14 protein-coding genes are annotated in these 12,328 nt (G+C 70.2%); 8 read left to right on the top strand and 6 right to left on the bottom strand.

The window, feature by feature from the left end:
• Window positions 1-99: 99 nt before the first annotated feature.
• Window positions 100-489 carry a rhodanese-like domain-containing protein gene (locus LG391_RS10485; RefSeq protein ID WP_225767961.1) on the top strand — a complete coding sequence of 130 codons (390 nt, stop codon included), beginning with the start codon at window positions 100-102 and terminating at the stop codon, window positions 487-489.
• Window positions 490-652: 163 nt separating this feature from the next.
• Here the strand turns inward: LG391_RS10485 and LG391_RS10480 are convergent, their stop codons facing one another.
• A complete protein-coding gene (locus tag LG391_RS10480; protein ID WP_225767960.1) occupies window positions 653-1,645 on the bottom strand; it encodes an alpha/beta hydrolase in 993 nt (330 codons plus the stop codon).
• A gap of 14 nt (window positions 1,646-1,659) precedes the next feature.
• Window positions 1,660-2,583, bottom strand: a complete 924-nt coding sequence (locus tag LG391_RS10475) for an MBL fold metallo-hydrolase (protein ID WP_225767959.1) — start codon at window positions 2,581-2,583, stop codon at window positions 1,660-1,662.
• An 89-nt stretch (window positions 2,584-2,672) separates the two neighbouring features.
• On the opposite strand from LG391_RS10475, the gene LG391_RS10470 reads away from it, so the two are divergent.
• Window positions 2,673-3,608, top strand: a complete 936-nt coding sequence (locus LG391_RS10470; protein WP_225767958.1) for a LysR family transcriptional regulator — start codon at window positions 2,673-2,675, stop codon at window positions 3,606-3,608.
• Window positions 3,609-3,614: 6 nt separating this feature from the next.
• On the opposite strand, the gene LG391_RS10465 is transcribed toward LG391_RS10470, so the two are convergent.
• Entirely contained in the window at window positions 3,615-4,529 is a 915-nt protein-coding gene (locus LG391_RS10465) for a hypothetical protein (RefSeq protein WP_225767957.1), read from the bottom strand.
• 391 nt (window positions 4,530-4,920) lie between these two features.
• On the opposite strand from LG391_RS10465, the gene LG391_RS10460 reads away from it, so the two are divergent.
• Window positions 4,921-6,003, top strand: a complete 1,083-nt coding sequence (locus LG391_RS10460) for a 3-deoxy-7-phosphoheptulonate synthase (RefSeq protein ID WP_304608442.1) — start codon at window positions 4,921-4,923, stop codon at window positions 6,001-6,003.
• Between the two features lie 222 nt (window positions 6,004-6,225).
• Window positions 6,226-6,744: a GNAT family N-acetyltransferase gene (locus tag LG391_RS10455; protein WP_225767956.1), complete on the top strand. Its 519-nt coding sequence runs from the start codon at window positions 6,226-6,228 to the stop codon at window positions 6,742-6,744.
• Between the two features lie 220 nt (window positions 6,745-6,964).
• Here LG391_RS10455 and LG391_RS10450 read toward each other — a convergent pair whose 3' ends face one another.
• Window positions 6,965-7,822, bottom strand: a complete 858-nt coding sequence (locus LG391_RS10450) for an SDR family NAD(P)-dependent oxidoreductase (RefSeq protein ID WP_225767955.1) — start codon at window positions 7,820-7,822, stop codon at window positions 6,965-6,967.
• A gap of 112 nt (window positions 7,823-7,934) precedes the next feature.
• On the opposite strand from LG391_RS10450, the gene LG391_RS10445 reads away from it, so the two are divergent.
• Complete coding sequence (locus tag LG391_RS10445) at window positions 7,935-8,633, top strand: extensin family protein (protein WP_225767954.1); 699 nt, start codon at window positions 7,935-7,937, stop codon at window positions 8,631-8,633.
• A gap of 145 nt (window positions 8,634-8,778) precedes the next feature.
• Here LG391_RS10445 and LG391_RS10440 read toward each other — a convergent pair whose 3' ends face one another.
• Window positions 8,779-9,084 carry a chorismate mutase gene (locus tag LG391_RS10440; protein ID WP_225767953.1) on the bottom strand — a complete coding sequence of 102 codons (306 nt, stop codon included), beginning with the start codon at window positions 9,082-9,084 and terminating at the stop codon, window positions 8,779-8,781.
• Window positions 9,085-9,464: 380 nt separating this feature from the next.
• Here LG391_RS10440 and LG391_RS10435 point away from each other — a divergent pair, with 380 nt between their 5' ends.
• Window positions 9,465-10,046, top strand: coding sequence for a DNA-3-methyladenine glycosylase (locus LG391_RS10435; RefSeq protein ID WP_225767952.1), 582 nt, complete (start codon window positions 9,465-9,467; stop codon window positions 10,044-10,046).
• A gap of 196 nt (window positions 10,047-10,242) precedes the next feature.
• Here LG391_RS10435 and LG391_RS10430 read toward each other — a convergent pair whose 3' ends face one another.
• Entirely contained in the window at window positions 10,243-10,599 is a 357-nt protein-coding gene (locus tag LG391_RS10430; protein WP_225767951.1) for a hypothetical protein, read from the bottom strand.
• Between the two features lie 507 nt (window positions 10,600-11,106).
• On the opposite strand from LG391_RS10430, the gene LG391_RS10425 reads away from it, so the two are divergent.
• Both LG391_RS10425 and LG391_RS10420 read left to right on the top strand, forming a co-directional pair.
• Complete coding sequence (locus tag LG391_RS10425) at window positions 11,107-11,838, top strand: LuxR family transcriptional regulator (RefSeq protein ID WP_225767950.1); 732 nt, start codon at window positions 11,107-11,109, stop codon at window positions 11,836-11,838.
• A gap of 263 nt (window positions 11,839-12,101) precedes the next feature.
• Entirely contained in the window at window positions 12,102-12,302 is a 201-nt protein-coding gene (locus LG391_RS10420) for an MbtH family protein (protein ID WP_225767949.1), read from the top strand.
• Window positions 12,303-12,328: the final 26 nt, after the last annotated feature.

Below are 12,328 nucleotides of genomic sequence, written 5' to 3'. Positions count from 1 at the left end.
CCGGCCCACAATCCGGCGCGCCTGTCACCTCCCATTCGGGAGATTGACGGCCCCCGGCCGGGTCCCGATCCTGATCGCCCGATGACACAGGAGGTTCCGATGACGACATCGGTCAAGGAACTGCTCGCCGCCGCCAACGCCGCGGTGCCGCGCGTCACCCGCGAGGAGGCGGCCGCGCTGATGCAGGGCGGCGCGCTGGTGGTCGACGTGCGCGACGCGGCGGAGCTGAAGGCCGGCGGCAAGGTTGCGGGCGCCGCGCATGTCTCCCGCGGCATGCTGGAGTTCCGCGCCGACCCGGAGTCGTCGTATCACGACCCGGCCTTCCGCCGCGACCGCACGGTGATCCTGTACTGCGCCTCCGGCGGCCGGTCGGCCCTGGCCGGCAAGGCGTTGCAGGATCTCGGCTACACCGACGTCCGCAACCTCGGCGCCTTCAAGGACTGGGCCGAGGCCGGCGGCGCGGTGGAGGCGGTGCCGGAGAAGGGCTGACACCGGCGCCGATGGCCGAGGGGCGTTGGCTCCTGGCAAGCAAGACCCTCCTCTGAATTCCCTGACCTGCCATCCCCGCGAAAGCGGGGATCTCGCGACGCTTTCACCGGCAAGAGATTCCCGCTTTCGCGGGAATGACGATCAAGGGGGTGAGGTGCCGCCTTCACCCCTCCGGCGCGTACTCCTCATCGAGGAAGTCGCCGATGGCGCGGAAGGCCTGCAGGCGGTTCTTTTCCATCAGCACCATATGCGTGCCCTCGCCGATCTCGACCCAGCGGCGGTACGGCGCGCCGGTGAGGCGGGTGAAGTAGTCCTGCGCCACGCCGAGCGGCACGTCGAGGTCCCATTCGGCATGGACCAGCAGCACCGGCACGGCGATGGCGCCCGGATCGTAGAACGGCCGCCCGGCGGACCAGTATTCCCGCGTGTCGAGGATCGGGCCGGTGCCGGCGCGCATGGTCGGCGGCGACTGGACCCGGCCCTCGGGGTCCGTGGCCAGCGCCGCTTCGGCCCAGGTCTCGAACCAGCCGGCGGGGATCAGGCCGTCGCGCTTGTCCGGCGGTGCCCCTTCCAGCCACCGGTCCCGGGTCTGCAGCACCGGGATCCGGCGATAGGCGCCGAGCGTCCCGCCGGGGTCGATCCGGGCCTTTCCCGGGTTCAGCCATTGCGGTGCCACCAGCGCCAGCTTCAGCACCTTGTCGTTGTTGCGGCTGGTGTAGGCGCCGGCGACCGAGCCGCCCCAGGACATGGCGACGATGCTGGTCCGCGCCAGGCCCCGCCGCCGCAGCACGAAGTCCACCGCGGCCGAGAAGTCGCGCACCCCGGTCTCGGTCCGGCCCAGCGGCGGGTTCTCCTCCGGCGGCCGGTCCATCTCCGGCGGCCGGGTCGAGCCGCCGGTGCCGCGGACGTCGACGGCATGGACGTCGTAGCCGCGGCGGGCCAGCCAGTCCATGAAGGAGAAGCCGCCGACCGGCACGTCGAACAAGGTGCCGGAGGAATAGGTGGCGCCGTGCATCAGGACGATGCTGCGCTCCGGCGAGAACTCGCGCATCCCGGCCGGCCGCTTGTTGCGGATGTGCAGGTCGATGCCGGGCGTGCCGCTCGGGATCATCAGGTCCTCGACCGCGATCCCCGCGGCGGGCGTGTCTATGTTCATGGTCTTGGGTCCGGTCAGGCGAAGGTCCAGTCGAAGCGGTCGCCGCGGCGGATGACGCGGCCGGCGGAGCTCTCGGCGAAATGGCCGGGCAGGACGAGGGCGCCGGTCTCCGCCGCCTCTTCCAGCAGCCACCGGCGGGAGGTGCGCGCCGGCTCCGGGAACTCGCAGTAGCGGGAGTTCCAGCCCGGCTCGCAGACCTGCAGCGGATGGTGCATGACGTCGCCGGCGAACAGCGCCTCCTCGCCGCGCGAGCGCAGGCGGATCACCGCGTGGTCGATGCTGTGGCCCGGGGCCGGGTGGAAGGAGATGCCGTCCAGCACCTCGCCGCCGTCGACCGCCACCAGATCGGCCAGCCCGGCCTCGAGCACCGGCCGGACGCTGTCCTGGTAGACGCCGTCGAGCGGCGGGTGCCGCGGCGCGCCGCGCGCCGGGTCGGGGCGGGAATCGCCGGCCGGGGGATCAGCAAGGCTCTCGCCGTAGCGCCGCTCCACCGCCGAGAAATGGGGCCGCGCGTTCGGGAAGGTCGGCACCCAGCGCCCGTCGACGAGGCGGGTGTTCCAGCCGACATGGTCGGCATGGACATGGGTGATCAGGACGTGGTCGACATCCTCGGGCCGCACCCCGGCCGCAGCGAGCCGCTGCAGGTAGGGCACGTCGAGCCGGTGCATCAGCGGCACCGTCGGCCGTTCCTTGCCGTTGCCGGTGGCGGTGTCGATCAGGATGGTGTGATGCGGCGTGCGCACCAGCCAGCTGTGGATGCCGAGGGTGATCGCCCCGGTCTCGGGATCCAGCGAGCCGGGCGACACGCGGCCGCGGTGGCGGTCGGCGGCCTCCGGATCGATATCGGGGTAGAGATCGGTCGGCGAGCCGTGGGTCAGCGGGATCTCGTCGATCCGCGTGACCGTGACGTCGCCGATGCGAAAGCTGGGGGAAGCCATGCGAGCCTTCTCCGCTGTGGGCGCGCCGCTTGACGGCGCCGGCCTCAGAGCTAAGGTCCGCAGGGTCAGCAATCAAATCGATCCGCCTCATGGGCTCCATCGATCATTTCGATCTTCGGTCCTTCGACCTCAACCTGCTGGTCGCCTTCGACGCGCTGATGCAGGAGCGGACCGTCACCCGCGCCGCCACACGGCTGAAGGTGCAGCAGCCGGCGATGAGCCACAGCCTGTCGACTTTGCGCGTGCTGCTGCAGGACGAGCTGTTCGTGCGGGTCGGCCAGGCGATGCAGCCGACCGCCAAGGCCCGCGCCCTGGCGCCGCGCATCCGCCAGGCCCTGCAGCAGATGCAGGAGGTGCTGCGCGCCGAGGACAGCTTCGACCCCGAGACCCAGGACCGGATCTTCCGCCTGGGCTTCTCCAGCGAGCTGGAGCTGCTGCTGATGCCGGACTTGACGGCGGAGCTGCGCCGCTGCGCCCCCGGGATCCGGGTGATCGGCCGCCCGGTGTTCCGGGAGGAGGTGCACCGGCTGCTGGACGACGGCGAGATCGACCTGGCGGTGGGCTGCTTCGACCACAGCGCCACCCGGCACCGCGGCATCGACCTGTACGACCAGGCGCTGGCCTGCTGCTTCAACCGCGAGCTGCTGCCGCTGGACCCGCCGGTCGACCTCGAAGCCTATCTCGCGACCGGCCACGCGCTGGTGACGCTGAACAACCTGCTGCAGGGCTGCCTGGACGAGGCGCTGGGCCGGGTCGGCGCCAGCCTGAACGTGGTGATGGCGTCGGCCGAGTTCATGACCGTGCTGTCGACCGCGGCCGAGGCGCCGGTGCTGGCCACCCTGCCGGCGCGCATGGCCCGGCGCTACGGCCCGCGATTCGGGCTGACGCTGAGCCCGCTGCCCTTGCCGCTCGAGCTGCGGCTGCCGGCGGTGGCGATGGTGTGGTCGGCCCAGACCGACCGCGACCCCGGCGCCGCCTGGCTGCGCGACCGGGTGGCCCCGATCCTGCGCCGCCAGTCGAATTGAGGCAGGTCAGTTCACGCCCTGGACCGAGCGCAGGGCGAAGTCACCGCCGAAATTGACCAGCATCACGCCGTTCCAGCCGTCGCGGAAGCCGTTGTCGCTGGCCTCGATGACGGGCTTGCCGTCGAGCGCCACCACCATCCGGCCGGCGGCGTCGCGGGTCCAGGTGATGCGGGTGCGGTCGCCGCGGCGTAGCGGCGCGGTGTTGGTGGTCTGCGCCACCTGGGTGATGCCCGAGCGGCCGGCGCGGTAGAGGGCGAAGACCGGGCTGTTGGACGGCAGATAGACCAGCCGGTAGCCGGAATCCTTCGACGCGCCCTGATAGACCCGGATCTCGAACTGGCCCTGGTTGGCGACGTCGGTCAGTTCGAATTCGAGCCCGAAATTGTTCTTCAGCCCCTGCTGCAACGCGATCGCCGCGACCCCGCCCTGCTGCCCGTTGGCCGCCTTGGTGTCGCTGTGCAGGCCGCTCTTGTCGACCGACCAGGTGCCCTGCAGCGAGGTCCAGGCCGGGTTGGCGGTGTAGTTGCCGTCGCTGAAATCGTCGCTGAACACGCGGGTGCCGGCGAGCGAGGCGGGCTGCGCCGGCGCGGCGGGGGCCGGAACGGGCGCCGCGGCCGGCGGCTGGGCGGGCGCCGCCGGCGGCTGGGCCGGGACCGGCGGCTCCGCTGGAGCGGTCGAGGCCGAGTAGCGCTGCACCAGCCCCTTCAGGTCGGTGATGAAGTCCGGGCTGGCCGCGCGGTCGCGCTCGGCCTGGCTGACCATCCGCGACAGGTCGTCGAGCAGCGCCTTGGTCTGGTCCTGCTGCGGCGGCTGCCAGGGGGCGTAGCGCGGGGTGGTCTGCGCCATCGCCATGGAGGCCAGGGCGGTGGAGGACAGCAGGATGGCGGCGAGGACGGGGAGAAGGGCTCGGACGGGTTTCATCGACGGGGCTCCGCTTCCAGGTCGCGACGGCAGATGCCGTTCTGACGCGCCGGACCGCCGGGCTCAAGCCCTTCCGATCGGCGCGCCGGAAAAACCCTCGGGCGCCGCCGCGGTTCCGGCCCGGCGCGATCGTCGCAACATTCCGAATGCGATGGCGGCCGGCTGCGATGATTCCCGAAACAACGGTCGTGACAAAGCCACAATCCCGGCTTATATGCAGGACATGAGCTTCGTCCGCGTCCCCTATTTTTGGTACTTTAGCTACCCGCTGCCAGCGGCGGAGCGAGGGTGCGCGTGATCTGAAGATCGATCGACGAGAGACCCGAGAGCCGCCAGACCTCCTGGCGGCTTTTTTGTTGCCGCCGGCGGGGTGAACCCAGGAGCCCAAGCCGTGTTGAAGACCACCGACGACCTGCGCATCCGCGAGATCAAGGAGCTGAGCACCCCCGCCGAGGTGATGCAGGAGCTGCCGCGCGACGCCGTGGCCACCCGCACCGCCACAGCAGCCCGCCGCGCCCTGCACGGCATCCTGCACGGGACCGACGACCGCCTGGCGGTGGTGATCGGCCCCTGCTCGATCCACGACCCCGAGGCGGCGCTGGACTATGCCCGCCGGCTGCAGCCGCTGCGCCAGCGCCTGGGCGGCGAGCTCGAGATCATCATGCGGGTCTATTTCGAGAAGCCGCGCACCACGGTGGGCTGGAAGGGGCTGATCAACGACCCCGACCTGGACGGCAGCTTCCAGATCGACAAGGGGCTGCGGCTGGCGCGCGGCCTGCTACTGGAGGTCAACCGGCTGGGCCTGCCGGCGGCCTGCGAGTTCCTGGACATGACCACGCCGCAATACATCGCCGACCTGGTCGGCTGGGGCGCCATCGGCGCCCGCACCACCGAGAGCCAGATCCATCGCGAGATGGCGTCCGGCCTGTCCTGCCCGGTCGGGTTCAAGAACGGCACCGACGGCAACGTCAAGATCGCGGTCGACGCCGTCGGCTCGGCCTCGCAGCCGCATCATTTCATGGCGGTGACCAAGAGCGGCCGGTCGGCCATCGCCTCGACCGCCGGCAACGACGACGCGCACATCATCCTGCGCGGCGGCAAGGCGCCGAACTACGACGCCGCCAGCGTCGAGGCCGCCTGCGCCGAGCTGGCCAAGGCCGGGCTGCGGCCGGCGGTGATGATCGACGCCAGCCATGCCAACAGCAGCAAGAACCCCGCGAACCAGCCGAAGGTGATCGAGGACGTGGCGCGCCAGGTCGAGGCCGGCGACGGCCGCATCGTCGGCGTCATGGTCGAGAGCCACTTGGTCGCCGGGCGGCAGGACCTGGTCCCCGGCCAGCCGCTGGTCTACGGCCAGAGCATCACCGACGGCTGCATCGGCTGGGACGAGTCGGCGGCGGTGCTGGAGCGGCTGGCCGCTGCGGTCGTGGTGCGGCGGACTGTAACACCTCAGTCGTTGACGGCGACCGCCTGAGGCCGGATCATCCCTCCATGACCCGCTTCTTCCGAGCTACCACCGCCTCCAAACGACGTCGCCGTCCGGCGACGGCGGCGCTGTGGTGCGCCGGGAGAGGCGGGGGAGCCGCCGGGATCCATCCCGGCTGACCCCAACCGGATCCCGACCCACCGCAACCCGCCGTCCCCGACCGGCGGGTTTTTTCTTGCCGGCCGCCCTGCCCCCGAAGGAACTCAGACCATGAGCCAGCCCGCCCTCGACCCGCAGGCCCACCAGGCGACGAGCGAGCCCCGGATCCGCCGGGCCATTGCAGGCGATGCCCCCGCCGTCCGGGCGCTGACCCGCGCCGCCTATGCCAAATGGGTGCCGGTGATCGGCCGCGAGCCGAAGCCGATGACGGCCGATTACGAGCAGGCAGTGCGCGAGCACCGGATCGACCTGCTGTTCGAGGGCGACGATCTGGTCGCGCTGATCGAGATCATCGACCGCGGCGACCACCTGCTGATCAAGAACCTGGCGGTGGCGCCCCACGCCCAGCGCCGCGGCCACGGCAAGCGCCTCCTGGCCCATGCCGAGGCGCTGGCGGCGGAGCTGGGGCGGCCTCTTCTGCGGCTCTACACCAACCCGCGCTTTGCCGGGAACATCGACCTCTACGCCCGCGCCGGCTTCGCCGTGGACCGGGAGGAGCCGTTCCTGGAAGGCACCACCGTGTTCATGAGCAAGCCGGTGCAACTGGACCGGCCCGGACTTTCGGGGTGAGAGACAGCCCCAGCCTGGTCCCCGATAAAAATGCGGAGGACGATGAAATGCCTGAAATGGAACCAGACTGGGACTCAAGTCTTATATCCGATTACCTCCGGGTGCAAGACCAAAGCTCTTCCCCTACCTGAGCGGGCAAATAAATCTCATAAAATTTTCTGCAATTCGAAGAACTGATCGCCCCAGCCCCCCGTGAGGGACGAGCCCCGGAAGGGTGCGGTCAGTCCGGCCGCGCCATGTAGGCGGCGAACGCGTCCTTGTGGTCCGGGTGCCAGCGCGACAGGGCCGGGCGGTTGCGGATGATGTCCTCCGCCGCCCAGCGGATGCGCTTCTCGTCCATCGCCCGGGTGACGTCGTTGTCGGGGCAGAGAATGTAGAAGTCGCCGCGGCCGAGGCCGTCGAGCATGAACTCGACCACCTGCTCCGCGGTCCAGGCCGCCGCCGGCTTCTCGGTGGCGCCGCGGGCGGTGATGCCCGTGAAGGTGTAGCCCGGGATCAGCAGATGGGCGGTGATGCGGCAGCCCTCGGTCTCGCGCAGCGCATGCGCCAGCCCCTCGGTCAGCACCTTCACCCCGGCCTTGGAGACGTTGTAGGCGGTGTCGCCCGGCGGGGTGGTGATGCCCTGCTTCGAGCCGGTGTTGACGATCAGCCCGTCGCCGCCCTGGGCGATCATCGCCGGGGCGAAGATCTGCACGCCGTGGATCACGCCGTAGAGATTGACGTCGAGCACCCGGCGCCAGCGGTCGTAATTCTCCCACGGCCCCCCGCCCTGGCCGATGCCGGCGTTGTTCATCAGCACCGCGACCTCGCCGAAGCGGCCATAGGCCTCGTCGCGCAGCCGCTCGACCTCCTCCGGCTGCGACACGTCGGTCGGCACGGCGCGGATGTCCGGCGCGCCGCCGGCGGCGATCTCCGCCACCTCGCTTGCGGCGCGGTCGAGCGCCTCGCCCGGCAGATCGGCGAGCACGACCTTGAGGCCGATCGAGGCGAAGCGTCTGGCGGCGGCGAGGCCGATGCCGCCGGCGGCGCCGGTGACGACGGCGACGCGGCCGGCCCGGATCGCGGGATGGGGGGGCATGAGGAACTCCTTGGAGACGGCCGGGGGCGATGGCCGGGTCGGATGGCGGCCTTCACTGATCTGGGTCGGCCGGGTCTGGCCGGCAAGCCGGGCCGGACCGATATGATCGGCGATGCGCCGCCGGATCCTGGTCCTCGCCGTCCTGCTCCTCGCCGCCCTCGCCGCCGGCCTGCTGTGGCGCGGCGACATCGCCGTGCCGGCCCCCTGGAATCCCTGGGCGCCGCTAGACCTGCGCGATCCGCCCAATCTGCTGACCGGCCTGAAGCTGGCGCGGGTCAAGGCCGATCCGGATCTGTGCCGGGCGGTGCTGGCGACCTCGGGGCTGAGCACCCGCCCGGTGCCCGACCGGGAGGAGGCGCCCGGCTGCGTCCTCTCGAACGCGGTCGCGGTCTCACGCGCCGGCGTCGCCCTCGACCGCGGCTTCGTCGCCTCCTGCCGCCTCGCCGTCGCCTTCGCCCTGTTCGAGCGGCACGCGCTGCAGCCGGCGGCGCAGGAGGCCTTCGGCCAGAGGGTGGCGGCCATCGACCATCTCGGCACCTATGCCTGCCGCAACGTCAACCATCGGGCGGAGGGCCGGCGCAGCCGGCACGCCACCGCCGACGCCATCGACCTTGCCGCGGTGCGCCTGGCCGACGGGCGGCGGATCACCGTGCGGCAGGGCTGGGCCGGCGATGGACCGGAGGCGCGCTTCCTTCACCGCCTGCGCGACCGGGCCTGCCGGATCTTCGACGTGGTGCTGTCACCCGACTACAACGCCGTCCACCGGGATCATCTGCATCTTGACGTCGGCTGGTTCGGGACGTGCCGTTGATAATGCTACTGGCGCGGCCGTCTGATGGCGGTTTCTCCGCTTCCGGTGCTCACGGACTCAAACGTCCGCTGCGCGCCGGTTCTCGAAACCACCACCAGCCGACTCACGCCAGCGCATTCTCAATCGGCACGTCGTTGCGCAGGGCTCAACCCCGGGCACCGTCGCGGATGGCTTCGTGGTGGCGGATCACCTCGGCGACGATGAAGGCCAGGAACTTTTCGGCGAAGTCGGGGTCGAGATGCGAGTCCTCGGCCAGCCGGCGCAGCCGCGCGATCTGCGCCGCCTCGCGGCCCGGATCGGCCGGCGGCAGCCCGACCGTCGCCTTCAGGCGCCCGACCTTCTGGGTGCATTTGAAGCGCTCGGCCAGGAGATGGACGAGGGCCGCGTCGATGTTGTCGATGCTGCTGCGCAGCTCCGCCAGCTCGGGCGGGATGGCGGGCTCAGCCTGCATTTCCCACCCCCCTTACGTCCTGCGTCGTCTTGCGGTGAGTCGAATGAGGGCGCGGGCCGCGAAGAGCGTATCGGACCATACGGTCGAGCGGCCCGCGCCCGCAGGCGGCCGCCGCAAGACGACCCTCCGGGCCGGTTGAACATGCCGACATGGCGCGTCGAACGGCTTGCGCGATGTACCACATCGCGCTGCGCCGTCCTCCTGCCCTGTCGGCATGTTGAACCGGCGCAGGGCGCAAGGGGGGTGGGAAATGCAGGCTTGCTTGCTGGTCCATCGGGTCACCTGGCTCGGAAAGGCCCGACCATAGAGCAGCCATCCGGCTTCCGCCAAGCCGGCGGATTCCGCTTGCGCCCGAAGCCGCGGTCGCGGAGAGAGGCCAGATGCCCGACACGCCCGCCCCCGTTCCCCTCGATCGCACTGCCTTCGCTGCGGACGCGCCGGGCGTCGCCCGGACCCTGATCGGCGCGACCCTGCTGGTCGACGGCGTCGGCGGCGTGGTGGTCGAGACCGAGGCCTATGACCGGACGGACCCGGCCTCGCACAGCTTCGCCGGGCCGAACCCGCGCAACGCCGCGATGTTCGGGCCGGTCGGCCACGCCTATGTCTACCGCTCCTACGGGCTGCACTGGTGCCTGAACCTGGTGTGCGACGCCGCGCGGCCGGGCAGCGCCGTGCTGATCCGCGCCCTGGCGCCGACCGCCGGGATCGAGGCGATGCGGGCGCGGCGCGGGCTGGACGATCTGCGCCGGCTCTGCGCCGGGCCCGGACGGCTGACCCAGGCGCTGGGCATCACCGGGGCGATGGACGGGCTGGCGCTGGACGCGCCGCCCTTCCGCCTGCTGCCGCGGGCCGACACGGTGCCGGTCGTGGCCGGGCCGCGCATCGGCATCACCCGGGGCGCCGAGACGCCCTGGCGCTTCGGCCTGGCCGGGTCGCCCTTCCTCAGCCGGCCGTTCCGCTGAGAGGCCGGAAGGCCGGGACAGGACCAGCCTGCCCCGGCCCGGGGACTCGGACTCAGAGACCGTCTGGAAATGCTACTGGCGCGGCCGTCTGGCGGCGGTTTCTGCGCTTCCGGTGCTCACGGACCTATGTCCGCTGCGCTCCGGTTCTCGAAACCACCGCCAGCCGACTCACGCCAGCGCATTTCCAAACAGTCTCTCAGAGATTGAAGTCGATGTGCCCGAACAGACCGCCGAGCACGCTGCCCAGCGCGTCGCCGACGCCGTCCGCCACATGGCCGACCGCTTCGCCCACGCCGCCGACCACGTCGCCCACGGCCGACTGGGTGCCCTCGAGCACCGAGCCGACGGCCGAGGTGGCGCCGCCGACCACACCGCCCAGCGCGTCGCCGCCGACCGCGCCGACATCGCCCCCCCCGCCGCCGACGATCTCGCCGGTCTCGCCCACCGCCGTGCCGACCGTACTGCCGACGCCGGCGACCGCGCCGCCGACGACCTCGCCGACATCGTGCAGCAGGCCGCCGAGAAGACCGGTCAGATCAAGAATGCCGCTCATGAACGTCTCCTGTGTGAAGGAAGGATCTGCATTGGGTTGCCGCCGCCATCCGGACCCGACCAAAGGAACCGGACACAGGAGAGATTGTTCTCCTAGGATAGAAAGGACCTATCCAAAGAAACCGCATCCTGACTGACAGCGGATCGGCCGATTTTCAGAAATCGGCCGCCAGACCGCATTCCTATCACTCCGAATGGACAAGTATACCTGCTATGTTATGCAGATTGACTGGGATTCCGAATGTGCCGACCGAGTCCTCGGCGTCCCCGGCCGGCGTCGTGCCGCGACCCGGACGCGATCTGGCAACAGGCCGGGGCCGCGGCGGCTTGCCGCAGGCTGGCGCCCCATACGGCCTTATGCGAATCTTCTTTGCGGCGCCGGCCGAATAGAAATACCATGCGCCCAGCCGCCAAGACTGTAACGAGATGCGGAAAAACTTAGAAATAACCAATAAAATTTTCAAGAAAGGGGGAACCCCCAGGTAAAGTACGATGCGGTGAGGGGCAAATGGATCAAATTTTTCAGAATTTCATCTTACATCTGGCGAGCTGCAGCCGGCAGGCGATCGGGGACCTGCTGGAGCAGACGATCAGGGGCTATGGGCTGAGGCACTTCGCCTATGTCAGCTTCCCGTCGGAGGAAGACGGCATGCCGCTGATGCTGACGACCTATCCCGCGGCGTGGGCCGAGCGCTATGTCGAGAGCCGCCACGACCGGATCGACCCGGTGATCGCGCGGGCGGTCGGAACCATGCTGCCGTTCTCCTGGACGCTCGATTCGTTCAAATCGCTGCGGCAGCCGATCACGCGCAGGCTGAAGTCCTTCCTGGACGAGGCGGCGGAGGCGGGCATCCGGCGCGGCGTCACCATCCCGATCCACGACCGCCAGGGCCGGGCATCCAGCCTGACCCTGGCCGAGTTCGGCACCGAGCCGGACTTCCAGCGCCATGTCGACCGGCACCAGCACGCCCTGCACCTGGTGGCGCTGCATCTGCATGCGCGGCTGCGTCAGGACGAGCGGCCCGAACCGCAGGCGCGGCCGGCGCTGACGCCGCGAGAGATCGACTGCCTGCAATGGGCGGCCAAGGGCAAGAGTGCGTCGGACATCGCCGAGATCATGCGGATCAGCCGGCGCACGGTGGTGTTCCACACGGAGAACGCGAAGCAGAAATTCGGTGTCGCAACACTGTCACAAGCGATCGCCAGAGGAATGATGCATGACATCATCATCTGCGCCTGAGCAAAACCTGTAAACCTATACAGCTCCCGATAGCTTTCGATTCCAACCAAGCTTCGCGCGGTTAGGACTTATTGGGCTGCACTGCCGGTCCCGCGCACGCCAATAGTGCGCCAGACCGGCACGGCGGAGCGAGGCGGCGTGGGGATCGCGATCATGACCGAAGCCGTCGGCCAGACCGCCGGACCTCAGAGGATTTCGATCCGAGTCCTTTCGGCAATTGGCGCCGGCCGCGCCGCCGCATGCCGGCAGAGGGGAGCCTGGATGTGACCAGCGTTTTCGACGATCCGAACGGCCGTTTCCATGTCCTGGTGAACGACGAGGGCCAGCATTCGCTGTGGCCGGCCTTCATCCCGATCCCGGCCGGCTGGACCGCGGTGCTGCGCGACGCCGCCCGCCCGTCCTGCCAGGACCATATCGACACCCATTGGACCGATCTGCGGCCGAGATCGCTGGCCGGCCGGTGACGGCCGCCGGACGGCCCCCATTATCC

It is taken from the genome of Inquilinus sp. Marseille-Q2685 (assembly GCF_916619195.1).
Classification (GTDB): Bacteria; Pseudomonadota; Alphaproteobacteria; order DSM-16000; family Inquilinaceae; genus Inquilinus.
The sequence above is the reverse complement of the archived record's forward strand: the minus strand, read 5'-3'. Positions and strand labels throughout refer to the sequence as shown.

Coding starts and splice junctions, on each gene's coding strand:
- LG391_RS10470 (WP_225767958.1), top strand. CDS start 2,673: ATGGGCTCCATCGATCATTTCGATCTTCGGTCCTTCGACCTCAACCTG.
- LG391_RS10455 (WP_225767956.1), top strand. CDS start 6,226: ATGAGCCAGCCCGCCCTCGACCCGCAGGCCCACCAGGCGACGAGCGAG.
- LG391_RS10450 (WP_225767955.1), bottom strand. CDS start 7,822: ATGCCCCCCCATCCCGCGATCCGGGCCGGCCGCGTCGCCGTCGTCACC.
- LG391_RS10475 (WP_225767959.1), bottom strand. CDS start 2,583: ATGGCTTCCCCCAGCTTTCGCATCGGCGACGTCACGGTCACGCGGATC.
- LG391_RS10435 (WP_225767952.1), top strand. CDS start 9,465: ATGCCCGACACGCCCGCCCCCGTTCCCCTCGATCGCACTGCCTTCGCT.
- LG391_RS10425 (WP_225767950.1), top strand. CDS start 11,107: ATGGATCAAATTTTTCAGAATTTCATCTTACATCTGGCGAGCTGCAGC.
- LG391_RS10430 (WP_225767951.1), bottom strand. CDS start 10,599: ATGAGCGGCATTCTTGATCTGACCGGTCTTCTCGGCGGCCTGCTGCAC.
- LG391_RS10440 (WP_225767953.1), bottom strand. CDS start 9,084: ATGCAGGCTGAGCCCGCCATCCCGCCCGAGCTGGCGGAGCTGCGCAGC.
- LG391_RS10445 (WP_225767954.1), top strand. CDS start 7,935: ATGCGCCGCCGGATCCTGGTCCTCGCCGTCCTGCTCCTCGCCGCCCTC.
- LG391_RS10465 (WP_225767957.1), bottom strand. CDS start 4,529: ATGAAACCCGTCCGAGCCCTTCTCCCCGTCCTCGCCGCCATCCTGCTG.
- LG391_RS10485 (WP_225767961.1), top strand. CDS start 100: ATGACGACATCGGTCAAGGAACTGCTCGCCGCCGCCAACGCCGCGGTG.
- LG391_RS10480 (WP_225767960.1), bottom strand. CDS start 1,645: ATGAACATAGACACGCCCGCCGCGGGGATCGCGGTCGAGGACCTGATG.